The sequence below is a fragment of the Candidatus Polarisedimenticolia bacterium genome (assembly GCA_036001465.1).
GTDB lineage: Bacteria > Acidobacteriota > Polarisedimenticolia > Gp22-AA2 > Gp22-AA2 > Gp22-AA3.
The window spans coordinates 1-15,332 of record DASYUH010000050.1; the positions used below are offsets into that span (position 1 = coordinate 1).

The 15,332-nt window shown below is 68.1% G+C and carries 15 protein-coding genes; 9 read left to right on the plus strand and 6 right to left on the minus strand.

Annotation, left to right across the window (positions count from 1 at the left end; translation table 11 throughout):
- From VGV60_10100 to VGV60_10120, 5 genes are all read left to right on the plus strand, one after another.
- Nucleotides 1-867: ATP-binding cassette domain-containing protein (locus VGV60_10100; protein HEV8701608.1), on the plus strand; the 867-nt coding region annotated here is incomplete at its 5' end.
- Nucleotides 864-1,709: an ABC transporter permease subunit gene (locus VGV60_10105; protein HEV8701609.1), complete on the plus strand. Its 846-nt coding sequence runs from the start codon at nucleotides 864-866 to the stop codon at nucleotides 1,707-1,709. The genes VGV60_10100 and VGV60_10105, both read left to right, overlap by 4 nt.
- Before the next feature lie 10 nt (nucleotides 1,710-1,719).
- The gene (locus tag VGV60_10110) at nucleotides 1,720-3,297 is read left to right on the plus strand and encodes a GldG family protein (protein HEV8701610.1); all 1,578 of its coding nucleotides are present in this window, start codon (nucleotides 1,720-1,722) and stop codon (nucleotides 3,295-3,297) included.
- A 10-nt stretch (nucleotides 3,298-3,307) separates the two neighbouring features.
- A complete protein-coding gene (locus tag VGV60_10115) occupies nucleotides 3,308-4,744 on the plus strand; it encodes a DUF4340 domain-containing protein (GenBank protein ID HEV8701611.1) in 1,437 nt (478 codons plus the stop codon).
- Nucleotides 4,745-4,861: 117 nt separating this feature from the next.
- Entirely contained in the window at nucleotides 4,862-5,239 is a 378-nt protein-coding gene (locus tag VGV60_10120) for an STAS domain-containing protein (protein ID HEV8701612.1), read from the plus strand.
- A gap of 63 nt (nucleotides 5,240-5,302) precedes the next feature.
- Here VGV60_10120 and VGV60_10125 read toward each other — a convergent pair whose 3' ends face one another.
- The 4 genes from VGV60_10125 to VGV60_10140 all read right to left on the minus strand — a co-directional run bounded on the left by VGV60_10125 (nucleotide 5,303) and on the right by VGV60_10140 (nucleotide 9,779).
- On the minus strand, nucleotides 5,303-8,473 hold the full coding sequence (locus VGV60_10125) for a fused MFS/spermidine synthase (protein ID HEV8701613.1): 3,171 nt from the start codon (nucleotides 8,471-8,473) through the stop codon (nucleotides 5,303-5,305).
- Nucleotides 8,470-9,066 (minus strand): hypothetical protein, encoded by a 597-nt coding sequence (locus tag VGV60_10130; GenBank protein ID HEV8701614.1) that lies wholly within the window; start codon nucleotides 9,064-9,066, stop codon nucleotides 8,470-8,472. The genes VGV60_10125 and VGV60_10130 overlap by 4 nt, the downstream gene beginning before the upstream one ends.
- A gap of 8 nt (nucleotides 9,067-9,074) precedes the next feature.
- Complete coding sequence (locus tag VGV60_10135; GenBank protein HEV8701615.1) at nucleotides 9,075-9,515, minus strand: hypothetical protein; 441 nt, start codon at nucleotides 9,513-9,515, stop codon at nucleotides 9,075-9,077.
- Between the two features lie 72 nt (nucleotides 9,516-9,587).
- The gene (locus VGV60_10140; GenBank protein ID HEV8701616.1) at nucleotides 9,588-9,779 is read right to left on the minus strand and encodes a hypothetical protein; all 192 of its coding nucleotides are present in this window, start codon (nucleotides 9,777-9,779) and stop codon (nucleotides 9,588-9,590) included.
- A 163-nt stretch (nucleotides 9,780-9,942) separates the two neighbouring features.
- Between VGV60_10140 and VGV60_10145 the strand changes: the two genes are divergently transcribed.
- The 4 genes from VGV60_10145 to VGV60_10160 are packed head-to-tail and all read left to right on the plus strand — an operon-like array spanning nucleotide 9,943 to nucleotide 13,835.
- Nucleotides 9,943-10,410, plus strand: coding sequence for a CBS domain-containing protein (locus VGV60_10145; GenBank protein HEV8701617.1), 468 nt, complete (start codon nucleotides 9,943-9,945; stop codon nucleotides 10,408-10,410).
- A 16-nt stretch (nucleotides 10,411-10,426) separates the two neighbouring features.
- On the plus strand, nucleotides 10,427-12,289 hold the full coding sequence (locus VGV60_10150) for a 2-oxoacid:acceptor oxidoreductase subunit alpha (protein HEV8701618.1): 1,863 nt from the start codon (nucleotides 10,427-10,429) through the stop codon (nucleotides 12,287-12,289).
- 2 nt (nucleotides 12,290-12,291) lie between these two features.
- Nucleotides 12,292-13,323, plus strand: coding sequence for a 2-oxoacid:ferredoxin oxidoreductase subunit beta (locus VGV60_10155; GenBank protein ID HEV8701619.1), 1,032 nt, complete (start codon nucleotides 12,292-12,294; stop codon nucleotides 13,321-13,323).
- A gap of 5 nt (nucleotides 13,324-13,328) precedes the next feature.
- The gene (locus VGV60_10160) at nucleotides 13,329-13,835 is read left to right on the plus strand and encodes a CBS domain-containing protein (GenBank protein ID HEV8701620.1); all 507 of its coding nucleotides are present in this window, start codon (nucleotides 13,329-13,331) and stop codon (nucleotides 13,833-13,835) included.
- Nucleotides 13,836-13,853: 18 nt separating this feature from the next.
- Here VGV60_10160 and VGV60_10165 read toward each other — a convergent pair whose 3' ends face one another.
- Together VGV60_10165 and VGV60_10170 are read right to left on the minus strand one after the other, a co-directional pair.
- Nucleotides 13,854-14,150, minus strand: coding sequence for a virulence factor (locus VGV60_10165; GenBank protein ID HEV8701621.1), 297 nt, complete (start codon nucleotides 14,148-14,150; stop codon nucleotides 13,854-13,856).
- 113 nt (nucleotides 14,151-14,263) lie between these two features.
- Nucleotides 14,264-15,127 (minus strand): lysyl oxidase family protein, encoded by an 864-nt coding sequence (locus tag VGV60_10170; GenBank protein HEV8701622.1) that lies wholly within the window; start codon nucleotides 15,125-15,127, stop codon nucleotides 14,264-14,266.
- Between the last annotated feature and the right edge of the window lie 205 nt (nucleotides 15,128-15,332).

The window sequence follows — 15,332 nt, forward strand, 5'->3', positions numbered from 1 at the left end:
TCCGTCAGCAAGGGAGAGATTCTCGGGTTCCTGGGACCGAACGGGGCCGGAAAAACGACCACGATGCGCGTCCTGACCGGCTACGTTCCGCCGACGTCGGGGACGGCCAAGGTGGGCGGCTTCGACGTCCAGGAATCCCCCATCGAGGTCAAGAAGCGGATAGGCTACCTGCCGGAGCACCCCCCTCTGTACACCGAGATGCTGGTCCGGCCGTTCCTGCGTTTCGTCGCCAGGCTGCGCGGCGTGCCGCGCAAGGAGGCGGGCGGCCGCGTCGACCGGGCGATCGATCGGTGCGGCCTCCAGCCGGTGGCCGGGCGGCTCATCGGCAATCTCTCCAAGGGGTATCAGCAACGCGTCGGGCTGGCGCAGGCGATTCTGCACGATCCGGACGTCCTCATTCTCGACGAGCCGACGGTCGGTCTCGACCCCTCCCAGATCCGGGAGATCCGCCAGCTGATCAAGAGCTTCGCCGGAGAGCACACGGTCATCCTCTCCACCCACATCCTGGCGGAGGTCACGATGACCTGCAACCGGGTCCTGATCATCAACGAAGGCCTGATCGCCGCCGACGAGACGATGGAGAAGCTGGCGGCGCGCGGCGAGCGGACGCGACGGATCGCCCTGCGCCTGGCGCGCGCTCCGGAGGGGGTGGAGGGGTCGCTGCGGGCGATCTCGGGAGTCCTGTCCGTGACGCGGGAGGCGGGCTTCGAGGGCCTCGTCGTCGAGACCGACGCGGCGCGGGACGTGCGCGAGGAGATCTCGCGGGCGGCGGTGACGCAGGGATGGGGGCTTCTCGAGATGCGGGCGATCACGCTGAGCCTCGAGGACATCTTCATCCGCATCATCCGGGGCGAGGAGGCGGCATGAGGAACATCCTGGCGATCGCCGAGCGCGAGGTCCGCACATACTTCACCTCGCCTCTCGCCTACGTGGTCGTCGGCGTGTTCCTCATGCTCAGCGGCTACATCTTCTGGGCGTCCCTGGTGCGCTTCTCGGCCCTGTGCCTGCAGTACGGCAACAACCCGTACGTGTTCAACCAGCTCAACGTGAACGACATGGTCATCCGCCCCCTGTTCGGCAGCATGGGGGTGATCTTCCTGCTCATGATTCCGGTCATCACCATGCGCCTGATGGCGGAGGAGCGCCGGACGGGGACCGCGGAGCTGCTGTTCACCTGCCCGGTCACCACCGGCCAGGTGATCCTGGGCAAGTACCTCGGGGCCTCCTTCCTGCTCCTGGTCATGCTGGGGGCCACGCTGACCTATCCGCTGCTGATCATGGCGTCGAGCGCCAAGCCGGACATGAAGCCGACTCTCGTCGGATATCTCGGCGTGCTCCTGATGGGCCTGGCGTTTCTCGGCATCGGACTGCTCGTGTCGGCCATGACCGAGAACCAGATCATCGCGGCGGTCGGCGCGTTCGGTGCGCTCCTGTTGATGTGGTCGGTGGGCTGGGTCGCCGAATCCGTCACCGTGACTCTGGCCGCCCTTCTGAACACCGCCACTTTCGGGCTCTGGGAGAAGCTGAAGCTGGGCCTGGGCGGACCGACTCTCGGTGATCTCCTGAGCCGGATCTCCATCTCCGAGCACTTCGGTGACTTCCGCAAGGGACTGCTCGACACCGAGCACGTGGTCTTCTACCTGAGCGTCGTGTTCTTTTCGCTCTTCCTGACGCAGCGCGTGGTCGAGTCACGCCGGTGGCGGGGGTAGGGGAGACGGCATGAAGTTCCTCAAGAGCGCCGCCGCGGGCCTCGGAGCCCTGCTCGTCGTCCTGGCGATCATCCTGAACGGGCTCGTCCCCGAGCACGCCACCTATGTTCTCGCGGTGGGGGTGTTCGGGCTGGCCCTCCTCATCACCGGGCTCGTCCTCAACCGCGAGCGGGTCCAGGCGATCCTGAAGGGGAAGCGGGCGCGCGCCGCCGGCGCCAGCGCGGGCTACATCCTGACGGTCCTGGCGGTCCTGGTGCTCGTCAACTTCCTCGCCGCCCGCCACCACGCGCGCTTCGATCTGACCGAGAACCAGTCGTTCTCCCTGAGCGAGCAGACGATCAAGGTCGTCGAGGGGCTGCCGCGCGAGGTCACCGTGACCGCGTTCTTCCGCGAAGCGGAGCCGGCGCGGCAGAAACTCGAGGACCTCCTGACGGAGTACCGCTACCACAGCCCGAAGCTGACGGTCCGGTTCATCGACCCCGATACCCATCCGGTCGACGCCAAGCGCTACGCCATCACCGAGTACGGCACCATCATCCTCGAGAGCGGCAAGCAGGAGAGCCGGGTCAATGCCGCCGACGAGGAGTCGCTGACCAACGCCCTGATCAAGGTCACCAAGGATCGCGAGCGCGCCGTCTACTTCACCACCGGGCACGGCGAGCACGACACCGCCGACAGCGAGCGCAACGGCATCAGCCTGCTGAAATCGGAGCTCGAGAAGCAGCACTACACGGTCAAGCCGCTGGTCCTGAGCCAGGGAATTCCCGCGGATGCGACGGTCGTCGGCGTCCCCGGTGCGCAGAAGCCGTTCCTGGACGCCGAAACCAGGATGATGGAGGAGTACCTGCGCGGGGGCGGGCATCTTCTCTACCTGCAGGACCCTGAGACCGACTCCGGTCTCGCCGGGGTCCTGTCGGCCTACGGCGTGACGGTACGCAACGACGTCGTGGTGGACAAGGTCTCGCGGCTGTTCGGAGGGGACTACCTGATGCCGCTCGTCCCGGCGGATGGTTACGATGAGCTCCACCCGATCACGAAGACATTCCGCTTCCAGACATTCTTCCCGATCGCCTCGTCCATCGAAATCGCGGCATCCCTGCCCGAGGGAGTGACGGCCACCAAGCTGGCCCAGACATCCCCCCTGGCCTGGGCCCAGCCGAGCGAGGGGGAGCTCAAGACCGGGCGCCTGACGTTGAAGGAGGGGACCGGGGTGAAGGGGCCGATCACGCTGGGCGTCGCGGTCACCCGGAAGATCGACAAGGCGCCGAAGCCGGCGGCCGCGGCGGCCGCGGCCGAAGGAGACAAAAAATCGGGGCCCGAGACGCGCCTGGTGGCGTTCGGGGACTCGGACTTCCTGACCAACGGCTATTTCAACGCCTCGGGCAACAGCGACCTGGCGCTCAGCATGATCGCCTGGCTCGCGGAGCAGGAAGAGCTGGTGTCCATCAGGCCCAAGACCTCGCTCCCCCGCATCGTCATCCTCTCCCCCCAGCAAGTCCGCTACTACTTCTGGTCCATTGTGGCGTTCGCCCCGGTCACCGTCGCCGTCGTGGGGATCGGGATCTGGTGGCGCCGCAAGAAGCTCTGAGGAAAGCGCCGTGAAGCTGAGGCCCGGGCCGATCCTGGCGCTGACCCTGCTCGTCGGGCTCGGCATCTACACCTACGTCGCCGAATTCCGCGGCAGGGAAGGGGCGGAGAAGGCCGCGGCCGCGAAGGACCGGCCGGTCGCCATCGACCGGGCTTCTCTCAAGGCCATCCGGATCACCAACGGCAACGGTGACCTGCGTCTCGAAAGGGAGAGGGAGGACTGGAAGCTGACCGCTCCCATCCCGACCGCCGCCGACAAGGACGCGGTCGAAGGCCTCCTCAACGCCCTCGAAATGGCGCACGTCGAGAGGCGCATCACGGACGCCGGGGAGCGCAAGAACTACGGTCTCGATCCTCCTCGGGCGACGCTTCAGATCGAAACGTCGGCGGGCGGCCAGCCGGAGTCCCTCGCCGTGGGAGACAGCAATCCGATCGGCGGAACCCACTATGCGCTGCTTCCCGGGACGAACGATGTGGCCGTCGTCAGCGGCTCCCTGGGCGACGTGGCGGACAAGACCCTCCTGGCGCTGCGCGACAAGTCTCTCCTGGCGCTCGACGCCTGGAAGATGAAGCGTTTCACCATCGAGCGCGGCCGGGAAACGATCCGGATGGAGAAGCCGGAGGAAGGCTGGATCATCAGGCAGCCGATCGAGGCTCCGGCCGACGGCCCGACCATCACCGATCTCCTGACCGCCCTGCAGAACCTGCGCGCCACGTCGATTCCCTCCGAGAAGCCGACCGACGCCGACCTGCGCCGGTACGGCCTGCAGCCCCCCCAGGCGCGCCTGGTCCTTTTCCAGGAGGGCTGGGACGTCGACAAGACGGTGGTGTTCGGCAAGGAGGATCCGGGCGGAGGACGCTGGGCCAGGACGCTCGGGCGGGACCCCGTCTTCATGGTGCCGGCCGACTTCTGGCCGAAGGTGACCACGGGCCTCTTCGATCTGCGGCGCAAGGACCTCCTGGGGGTGCAGCAGTATCGCATTGAGTCGGCCACCTTCGCCCGCGCCGGCAAGCCCGCCTCGACCCTGACGCGTCAGAAGGACCAGACCTGGGCCCTGACGGGTGAGATCCGGGGGAGCGTCAAGTCCGAGACGGCCGACAGCTTCCTGCGGATGGTCAGCGACCTGAAGGCGCTGTCGTTCGACGACCACCCGACAGAGGCGACCCGGGCGGCCCTGTCGCGGCGCCCGGCCCTCGACCTGACGCTCCAGGAGGAAGTGGACACGGCGGGCGGCACGCCGAAGTCCCAGCACCTGCTCCTCGGGCCTCCCGACAAGAAGGGGAACATCCTGGTGCGCGACATGGCCTGGAAGCCGATCGCCACAGTGGCCTCCGCCGTCCTCGACCGGATCAACACCCAGATCGACGCCGTTCTCAAGGAAGCGGCGCAACCCCCGGCCCCGCAGCCGTCACCCGCGGCGACGTCCGCGCCGTCTCCGGCCCCGTAATCCAGCCAGGGTCGGTCCCGCTCGCGATCGCAATATTCCACGCCTGGCATGGAACCCGGCGCCGCCCGGCGGCGTATCAAGGGACGTCACGGGCACGGAACGCGAGGGAGGACGAAGATGAGCCGGATGATTCAGATCAGCGGACGGTCGGAGGGACGGCGGGCCTGGGTGCGGATTTCCGGGCGGATTCTGTCCGGCGCGGCGGCGGGGCGGCTGTTGAAACGCGTCCGGGCCGCGCTCGCGAGCGGAATTCGTGACCTCACGATCGATCTCGCGGACCTCGCCGCGATCGACTGCGGTGGCATCGGGGCCCTCCTTCTCTGCCTGCAGGACGCGGCCCGCCACGGGGCGACCCTGCGCGTGGCGCGCAGCCGCGGGGCGATTCGGACCATGCTGGCTTTGAGCTCCCTGCTGCCGCTTCTCGAGTCAGGGGGGCTGCCGGGAAAAGACGCGCGCCGGGCCGGACAGGACGCACCGCTCCTCGCCCTCGCCTGAAGGTCCTCTGAGGCGCACACCGGCGGCCAGGAGCCGGATGGAATGGCCGGGATAGGCTGCTGGTCACAGCCGCGCCAGGGCCGCCCGGGCGTCGGGGTCGAGCGGATCGATTTCGAGCAGACGCCGGAATTCCTGCCGCGCCTCGTCCTTGCGTCCCGCCTCCGCGAGCAGCGCCGCGAGATTGTAGCGGGCGTCCACGTTCAACGGGTCGAGATCCAGGGCCTGGCGGTAACGCCGCTCCGCGCCGGCCGGATCGCCGCGGCGCTTCAGGAGCAGCCCCAGGTTGGCGCGGGCCGCCGCCAAGGTCGGATCCACCCTGACCGCCTCGTTCAGGAGGTGCTCCGCCTCCACCAGATCACCCGCCTGCAGGCGCAGGGCGCCGAGGTTGTTGCGGGCCGCCGCCAGCCGGGGATCGAGCGCGATGGCCTTCGCAAAGGCATCCTCGGCGGTCGCCTCGCCGCGCGCCGTCAGGCTGCGCCCGAGGGCATTCCACGCCGGTGCGAGCGATGCATCCCGCCGGACCGCTTCCCGGAAGGCCAGCGCGGCGGCGTCCTCGAGGCCAGCGGCCCGGTAGGCCTCGCCCAGAAGATAGGGCGCGGTGCCGCTTTCCGGGTTGTGGGAGGCGGCCGCGGACAGGGCCGTGATGGCGTCCTTGATCAGCCCGGCTCGTAGCGCCGCGAGGCCGGCCGCCAGGTACGGGTCCTCCAGGCTCCACAGGTCGGCGTCCTTGAGGCTGGTGGCGATATCGAGCCTGATGTCGCGCTCCCGGGCGTGCGCGCGCAGCTCCTGGACCAGATCCGGGTCCGAACCGGCGACTCCCTGCGGCAGGATTTCCGTGACACTCTGCCGGACGCGCCTCAGGGCGGCGATCTGCTCACGCAGATTGTCGCGGAACAGCGCCAGCGGGGCGCGCGTCTCGAGGTAGAGCGTGTCGTCGGTGTGGAGGCGCGCCCCGGCCGAGAGGACGGCGAGGCCGCCGGGACCGGTCACGAAGCGGGACAGCAGATCGGCCGGCTGGGCGATGCCGGCGCGCTCCAGGTCGATCCACGCCGCGCGGTGTCTCGGGTCGCGCAGGCTCGCCGGATCGATCCGCAGGGGCGCATCTCCCTCGCCCCCCAGGAGGAAGTAGTCACCGCCCCCCGCCGACTCCTCCCACAGGGTTGCCTGGGGGAACACGTCCAGGAACGACCGCACCAGACCGCGAAAATCCTCCGGGGAGAGCCGGTAGGCCTGGACCCACTGGCAGAACAGGCCCCCCGGTTTGAGGCGCGCCCGCGCCAGGCGGTAGAATTCGACGGTGAACAGGTTCGAGACCCCGGCGACCCAGGGATTCGAAGGCTGGGAGGCGATCACGTCGAATCGGCGGGACCGGACGAGCAGCCGGCTGCGTGCGTCGTCGAGGACGATCCGCGCCCGGGGGTCGTCCAGGGCGCTCCCGCTCCAGTCGTCGAACCACCGCGCGGCTTCGCGCACCGCCGGCGCGATCTCGATCACCTCGATAGCGCGGACGTCATGGCGTTCGGCGGCGCCGAGCGAGATGCCGCTGGCGAGCCCGACGATCAGGACATCGGCCGGCGCCGCATGCAGCAGGAGCGGCAGGTGTGCCGACAGCAGCTGCGTGCTCATGTCTCCCCCGGTCGAAGCCTCGGTCTTGCCGTTGATCTGGAGCGAGAGCACGCCCGCCGGGCTCCGGCGGACGGTCACCAGGGCGACACCGTCCTCGCGGGCGAACAGGATGTCTCCCCGGCGACGGATCGCTCCGCCGAGATCCCCCCCGGCTCCCGACGCGGAGCGGTAGATCGGTCCGTAGAGAAACCCTCCTCCTGATATCACATCGAGGTCCCACGCCGGCAGGATGGCGGGCAGCAGCAGGGCTCCCAGGGCGAGGCCCAGGGCGGCGATCGAGGCGACGTGCCGGCGCGCGGGGATGGAAAAGACCGGGACGATGGCGAGGAGGAGCGGCGCGGCCGAGGCGGCGAGAAGAGCGCGACGCGTCCCGGCGCCCGGGATCGCCACGAACCCCGCCAGGACGAACCCGGCGACCGAGCCCCACGACGAGGCCGCGTACAGGCGGCCGGCGGAGCCGTGCGTCGACCTGCCGGGAAGCGTCGCGCCGCAGGCGGCGAGGGCCGGGAAGGCGGCCCCCAGGCACAACGTCGGGATGAGCAGAAGCCCCGCCATGACGGAGAACGGCACCCCAATCAAAATCGCCGGCGTCGGCGCCATCCTTCCGGAGGCGAAAGCCGCGACGATCGGCAGCCTCCCCAGAATCGGCACGAGGAGCAGGGACGAGAGACCGGCGCCGGCCAGAGCCACGGCGAGGACGAGCGGGGGGGCGCCCGGCCGGGTCAGACGCCGTCCGACCAGGATCGGCCCCGCCCCGAGGCCGAGAATATACGTGGCCAGCGTGACTCCGAGGGCGTAGACCGACGATCCGAAAGCCAGGGCCGCGGCACGGGTCCACCCGACCTGAAGGATCGCACCCGCGGCCCCCGCAAGACCCGCCAGAAGCGCGAGGGCTGGCAGCGAGAGAACGCGCGGGCCCCGGAATGGCGCGGCCGTCTCCGCGGGCGGACCCTTCGAGGTCTCCGCCTCCGGACGGTCGGCTGCGTGCCGCTGGCCTTGGCGCAGGAGCGCCGAACCGGCCGAGACGGCGTTCAGGACTCCCGCCGCCAGGAACGACCCGCGCGTGCCGAGAAAGGGGAGGAGACCGAACGAGCCGATGAGCGCCCCCAGCGCCCCGCCCAGCGTGTTGGCTCCATACAGAACCGCCACCACGCTGCCGGGCGCGTCGCCGCCTCCGGCCGCCTCGCGCACCAGGATCGGAAAGCTCGCTCCCATCAGGAGCGTCGGCAGCGCCAGCGCGAGGACCGCGAGCCCCGACCGGAGCGCCAGAAGGGACAGGGGGGATCCGCAGGACGGCCCGATGGCCTCGAGGACGCGGGGTACGACGGAGGCGACGACCGGGCTCAGGAGAGCGTAGACAGCCAGGAGCCCCTCGAGCCCGGCGTAGGCGGCCAGGGGATCACGCAAGCGCCCGGCCAGGCGCGACCCGGCCGCCGAACCGACGCCGAGCCCCCCCAGAAACGCGACCAGCACAATCGTCAGGGCCTGGAGGGAATTGCCCAGACTCTGCCCCAGCGCCCTGGCCCACGCAACCTCGTGGATCAGTCCGGCGCACCCGGAGAGGGCGAAGATCACCGCCAGGAAAGGGAGGCTGCGCGGACGGCTCACCGCCCGGAGCGTTCTTTCGAACGACGCGCCGGAGGCGGGGCTTTCTGCGGCGGGCGCAGAAGAAGGAGGCGGGTCAGCCGCTCGTCCGGCCAACTCTCGCCTTCCGCGAGGATCAGGGGAAACTCACGCAGCTGGCCGTCCAGAGTGGCGGCGAAGCGCGGGCCGAAGGATTCCGAGGCGCCGTGCAGCGCATCGGCCCCCAGCTCGCTGACCCTGCCGTCGCGCCTGGTCACCCGCAGCCGGGCGATCGGCTGGTCGGGCGGGTAGATCAATTCGATCTGGCGAATCGTCTTGAACTTCATCTTCGTCCAGTCCTGCATCCGCAGGCAGCGGCATTCGCGTCGCCGGTCCTCGATCTCCATCCGGTTGCCGCTCGCGGCTTCGGAGCGCGGGGCGCGGCGGTGGTAGTAGAGGCGCTCGAAATGCACGAACACCAGGTCCGATACCGGAACGGTGCGCTCGCCCTCAGGGGAGGCGAGGACGAGCGTCGGGTTTCCGCGGGGCGCGCGCCGCTCGCGGGCGTCCAGTCGCCCGCAAAAGAAGAGACATCCAATCAGGATCGCGACGACGGCACGCCCGCAGCGTTCGAGCACGGCCCGGATCACTCGCGGACGAACTGGATGTTGACCAGGGAGGAGCTCACCACGTAGATGGTCCGGTTGTTGTCGGCGGGATCGGCCGGGACCACATAGAACCCCCGCCGGTTCGGGTCGTAATCCAGGCTGTAGGCGAAGATCTTCTCGCCGTCATAGAACTCCAGGACGGTCTTGATGAGTGGCGGCGCGGCCGCTCGCACGAGCCGGTTCGTCTGCGGAAAGCCATTGGATTCCTGGCCTTTGTGCCGGTCCTTTCGTCCCCAGGTCTTCACGTGGAACAGCGCCTTCAGGTCTTCGATGCGAATCTCATGGGACGCAGCGATCGTCCCCTCCCGTCGCACCAGGTGGAATGACTCGAGCGCGGGGTCGAAATCCCGCGAGAAGCCCTTGGAGACGCGCCCGTCCTTGAAGTGGGCGACGAGCTTGGAGGTCCCGCCGATAGACAACCGGCCGCCGGCGGCGCGGCCACTCGCTTGCCCTGGCTGCAGGTTGGGGCTAATATCGCTTCCCCGTGAGCCTCAGTAACCGAGTTCGGGATAGTACGTCTTCAGGACGAACTTGGCGATCAGCAGAAGCGCCAGGGGGATGCCGATCAGCATGAGGGACTGGACGATGGCCTTCCAGCCCGGGAGCGGATCGGCAGGCTCCAGGCCCGGCCGCCCGGTGGGGGCATGATGTCCGGGGGTGGCGCCTGGCGGCCTGCGGTTCACCTGCGACATAATTGTGATGTATATCACAGGCCGGCGGCAAAAAGCTCCTGAACATGGCGCCCGGAGGCAAGGGGGACGAATCGCGCGCGGGGTCCCGGAGCGCACTTCCCGCCGGTGGCAGGATCAAGGTATATTCACTATCTTGACACCGGTGAAGGCGCAGATGACCATCGAACAGGCCCTTCGTGACGAGAAGCTGGGCAGCGTGGCGGTTTCCAACCCGACCAGCGTCCCGCGCGGCACGAGCCTGAGGGACACGCTGCGTGTCATGCGCGAGGAAGGGGTCGGCGCCGTCCTGATCTGCGAGGGGGAGCGCCTGGTGGGGATCTTCACCGAGAGGGACGTGCTCAACAAGTTGATCGGCAACCGCATCAGCGAGAGCGAGCCGGTCGACCGTTTCATGACTCCCGAGCCCGCGGTCCTGAGGCCGACGGACTGCCTGGGGGATGCCGTCCAGATGATGACCGAGAGGGGTTACCGGCACATTCCCCTGATCGACGGCCAGGGCCGGCGAGCCGGCATGATCGCGGCCCGGGACATCGTGAACTACGTCGCCGAACATTTTCCGGCGGAGGTCGTGAACCTGCCGCCCCGGCTGGATCAGGAATTCAAGTCGCCCGAGGGCGCATGAGGAGATACGACACACCGTGAGTACCGAGACCGAGGTCATCCCCCCCGAAGCCAAGGTCACCGAAATCGACACCGTCGTCATCCGGTTCGTAGGCGACTCCGGCGACGGCATGCAGCTGACCGGGACGCAGTTCGCCGACACCACGGCGCTGGTCGGCAACGATCTCGCCACCTTGCCCGACTTCCCGGCCGAGATCCGCGCCCCCGCCGGCACGCTCGCGGGCGTCTCCGGCTACCAGATCAGCTTTTCGTCGCGCGACATCAAGACCCCCGGGGATCAGCCGGATGTCCTGGTGGCGATGAACCCGGCGGCGCTGAAGACCAACATCGGCGATCTCGAAGAGGGCGGAATCCTCATCCTCGACACCGATGCCTTCACCGAGGGAAATCTCGCGAAGGCCGGATACAAGACCAATCCGCTCAAAGATGGCTCGCTCGCCGGCTACCGCCTGTTCGACATCCCGCTCACCTCCCTGACGCTCCAGGCGGTGGCGGAGACCGGGCTCTCCGGCCGCCAGGCGACGCGCTGCAAGAACTTCTTCGCCCTGGGCCTGGTGTTCTGGCTCTACGAGCGCCCGGTCGACTACACCCGCGACTGGATCGAGAAAAAGTTCAAGGGTCACGAGCAGATGGCCAAGGCGAACACCCTGGCGCTCCTGGCCGGGTACAACTACGCCGACACCACGGAGGTGTTCACCAACCACTTCCGCGTGCGCAAGGCGCAGCTGGCTCCGGGGACCTACCGCAAGATCACCGGCAACGAGGCCACCGCCACGGGATTCATCACCGCGGCGCTCCTGTCCGGCAGGCCGCTGTTCTACGGCTCCTATCCGATCACGCCGGCGAGCGACATCCTCCACGAGCTGTCGAGGTTCAAGAACTACCCGGTGAAGACGTTCCAGGCCGAGGACGAGATCAGCGCCATCGGCTCGGCCATCGGAGCCGCATACGGCGGCGCTCTCGGCCTGACCGGCACCAGCGGCCCCGGCGTCGCCTTGAAGAGCGAGGCGATCGGTCTGGCCGTCATGACCGAGCTGCCCCTGGTCATCGCCAACATCCAGCGCGGGGGCCCCTCGACCGGGCTGCCGACCAAGACCGAGCAGGCCGATCTGCTGCAGGCGGTGCATGGACGAAACGGCGAGTGCCCGGTGGCGGTGGTCGCCCCCGCGACACCCGCCGACTGCTTCACCATGGCGATCGAGGCCTTCCGGATCGCCACCCGATACATGACGCCGGTCTTCTTTCTGTCGGACGGCTACCTCGGGAACGGCGCCGAGCCGTGGAGGATCCCGAGCAACGGCGAGCTGCCGAAGTTCGAAGTGAAATTCCGCATTGAGAAGGAGGGGTTCCAGCCCTACCTCCGGGATCCGAAGACCCTGGCCCGTCCATGGGCCGTCCCCGGGACGCCCGGACTGGAGCACCGCATCGGCGGCCTGGAGAAGGAAGACATCACCGGCAACGTCAGCTACGACCCGCAGAACCACGAGCACATGGTGCGCCTGCGCGCCGAGAAGATCGCCCGCATCGCCGCCGACATCCCGCACGTGCAGGTCCTCGGCAAGGACTCGGGGCCGCTCCTGGTGGTCGGGTGGGGGAGCACGTACGGCGCGATCACCTCGGCGGTCGAGGAGCTGCAGGCGAAGGGGCGGCCGGTCTCCTCGATCCACCTGCGCTACCTGAACCCGTTCCCGGCCAACCTCGGAGACGTCCTCAAGAGGTTCGAGAGGGTGCTGGTGCCGGAGCTCAATCTGGGGCAGCTCAGCCTGCTGATTCGCGCCCGATACCTGGTGGACGCGGTCGGCCTCAACAAGGTCCAGGGGAAACCGTTCCGAGTCTCCGAGATCACCAGGGCGATCGAAGAGCTCCTGCGAGGACAGTAGCCATGCCGTCGGGTGTCGATATCCAAGGGCCGAAGCTCACCAAGGCCGACTTCGCCACGGACCAGACGGTCCGCTGGTGTCCGGGCTGCGGCGACTACGCCATCCTGGCCCAGGTGCAGAAGGTGATGCCGAACTTCGGCATCGCGCGCGAGAACATCGTGTTCGTATCGGGGATCGGATGCTCCAGCCGCTTTCCGTATTACATGAACACGTACGGGTTCCACAGCATTCATGGCCGCGCCCCCACGATCGCCACCGGCATCAAGGTGTCGCGCCCCGAGCTGTCGGTCTGGGTGGTCACCGGCGACGGCGACGGCCTGTCGATCGGCGGCAACCACCTGATTCATGCCATGCGGCGCAACCTGGACATCAAGATCCTCCTGTTCAACAACCGGATCTACGGGCTGACCAAGGGGCAGTTCTCGCCCACCAGCGAGTTCGGGAAGAAGACCAAGTCGAGCCCGTTCGGCACCGCCGAGCAGCCGATCAACCCGCTGGGCGTCGCCCTGGCCTCCGAGTGCACCTTCGTGGCGCGCTCGGTCGACATCGACACGCAGCACCTGTCCTCGATCATCGAGCGCGCCGCGCAGCACAAGGGGACGGCGTTCATCGAGATCTACCAGAACTGCAACATCTTCAACGACGGCGCCTTCGACGACTTCGTGGCCCGCGAGGTGCGCGCGGATCGGATGGTGCAGCTCGAGCACGGCAAGCCCGTCGTCTTCGGGAAGGAACGCAACAAGGGGATCCGCCTGCGCGGCTTCCATCCGGAGGTCGTCACCCTCGGCGAGAACGGCGCGACCGAGGCCGATCTCCTGGTCCACGACGAAACGGCCCAGGAGCCGGCCCTGGCCTACCTGCTCAGCCGGATGACATATCCCGACTACCCGGTCCCGGTCGGCGTCTTCTATCGCGCCAACCGTCCGCGCTTCGAAGAGGTGGTCGAGCAGCAGAGCATCCAGGCGACCGCCCGCTTCGGGGCGGGAAGCATCGAGCGCCTGCTGGAATCGGGAGCGACCTGGAAGGTGACCTAGCCACAATGACCTGCCCGGACTGCGGTCACGACAACATCGGCGGCGTGGACCTCTGCGAGCACTGCGGGCAGGACCTGCGATCGATCGACATCCCCACTGCGCGCAGCGGCCTGCAGCGCGCCATCATGGAGACGCCGCTCCGCGATCTCGCTCCCGCTCCCGCGCTGACGGCGGCCCCGACCGAGCCGATTACCAAGGTGGTCCGCCTCATGCGCGACAAGCGGCAGGGAAGCGTCCTCATCATGGATCGCGGGCAGCTCGTCGGCATCTTCACCGAGCGGGACGCCCTCAACCGCCTGACCGGGCGCGACTACGATCCGGACCGGTTCGCGGTGCAGGAGGTGATGACGCGCGACCCCAAGACGCTGCGCGACGAGGACACCCTGGCCGCCGCCATGCATTGCATGAAGGTGGGCAGCTACCGCCACATCCCGATCATGACGCCCGGCAAACCGCCGCGCTTCATCTCCGTCCGCGGCGTCCTGCGCTACCTGAACGAGCACGCCCGGTAGGTCCGCCTCACGGACAGCCTAGGTTGTCGGCTCGCGGCGCGCCCGCTGCGCCAGGCGCTCGGGCGGGTAGGCGGCGACGATCTCGGCCACGACCGCATCGGCCGCTTCCGCGGCCGAGCCGGCGCGCTCTTCCGGAGGGCCCCAGCTGAAACCGGCCTGATACGCCTCCTGCGAGGTGTCGCCATCGACCATGGCGGCCGCATCGACCGCCTCCTGGAAGCTCTCGGGCAGTTGCCGGCTGACACGCCCGCTCTCGTCCGAGGCTCGCACCCCGTACGGGATCTCCTTCCAGTACATGATCCGGACCTGGGCCATGGAGACTCCCCGTTGCGTCCTGTTCGAAGACGCGGATCTGTACCATCAAAGGAACCGGCGCGCAAGCCGAGCGGCCGCATAGCGAGACGACCGTGCAGGTCGCCCGGCCGGGGCTATGGATGCGCCAGGATCTGCAACGGCTCCACGAGAGTGCCGGTCCGACGAATGAGCACCGCGCTGGAGTTGTTCTGCACGTTCGCTTCCGCGAACCGGCGCAGCGGATTCACTTCGTTCTCGAGGACGTACTCCCCATCCGGCGCAACACCCGTGATGTCGAGCCATTGCCCGATGACGCCGGGCGGGTACCCTTCCGTACGGCAGGAGCCCAGCCCCTGGACGTCACAGTCGGAATAGACGGCGCGATCCTTTTTGTTGGGGCATTTGAAGCCATCATGTTTCGTGGAAATGGTGCCGAAATCGGTGAGGCAGAAGCCGCGCTTGCCTCCATCGACGAGAAGTCCGGCTCGCAGTTCCGGATGGGTGGCGAGCACCTCGGAGGCGCACAAATTCGGTTCGGCGGCCCGTGCGGCGCTCCACGCCTGATATCCCTCGACCGCCCAGAGCCGGTAATCCACCATGTTCTTGATGTGGTAGTGATCGTGGCAGGTGTTCGGCGTGAACAGGTCGGGATTGTCGAAGCGACTGCCGATCTGGAAGGCGCCCGGGCCCATATTGCCGAGGCGCGTGAAGAAGATCAGCAGCTCGCGTGTGCCGGTGCCGGAAACAAACCCGTTGACGAAGGCGCAGTCCGTTTCCGTGAACGACATGAAGTCGTAGATGGTCAGCCCGAACTCCTGGCTGGCCAGCACGACCGCGGAGACGTAGAAATCGGGGCAGCCGTCCGGATCGGTGCACGGCCAGACGGTCTGGCAGGACTCAGTCTGCGCGGTGACGGGCGTCGTGAGAACGGCAAAGACGAGAACACAGACAAGGAGCGGCAGCGAACCAGCTCGAAGCACGCGGAATGAGAGCCTCATGGTCCCTCCTCCTGGTGGGTGAAATGACTATAGCCTTCCTATACGGCGATCGGGCGGGGTGGGCAACCACATTCCGGGGTCGGTCCAGGCGGGATTCGATCAGAGGTTCAGGAGAGAACGAGGACCTGATTCGAGCGCGTGAGTTGATGTGGTGCCGAAGACAGGACTTGAACCTGCACGGGCTTGCGCCCACTAGACCCTGAAT

Coding starts and splice junctions, on each gene's coding strand:
- VGV60_10165 (HEV8701621.1), bottom strand. CDS start 14,150: ATGGCCCAGGTCCGGATCATGTACTGGAAGGAGATCCCGTACGGGGTG.
- VGV60_10155 (HEV8701619.1), top strand. CDS start 12,292: ATGCCGTCGGGTGTCGATATCCAAGGGCCGAAGCTCACCAAGGCCGAC.
- VGV60_10105 (HEV8701609.1), top strand. CDS start 864: ATGAGGAACATCCTGGCGATCGCCGAGCGCGAGGTCCGCACATACTTC.
- VGV60_10170 (HEV8701622.1), bottom strand. CDS start 15,127: ATGAGGCTCTCATTCCGCGTGCTTCGAGCTGGTTCGCTGCCGCTCCTT.
- VGV60_10160 (HEV8701620.1), top strand. CDS start 13,329: ATGACCTGCCCGGACTGCGGTCACGACAACATCGGCGGCGTGGACCTC.
- VGV60_10145 (HEV8701617.1), top strand. CDS start 9,943: ATGACCATCGAACAGGCCCTTCGTGACGAGAAGCTGGGCAGCGTGGCG.
- VGV60_10120 (HEV8701612.1), top strand. CDS start 4,862: ATGAGCCGGATGATTCAGATCAGCGGACGGTCGGAGGGACGGCGGGCC.
- VGV60_10110 (HEV8701610.1), top strand. CDS start 1,720: ATGAAGTTCCTCAAGAGCGCCGCCGCGGGCCTCGGAGCCCTGCTCGTC.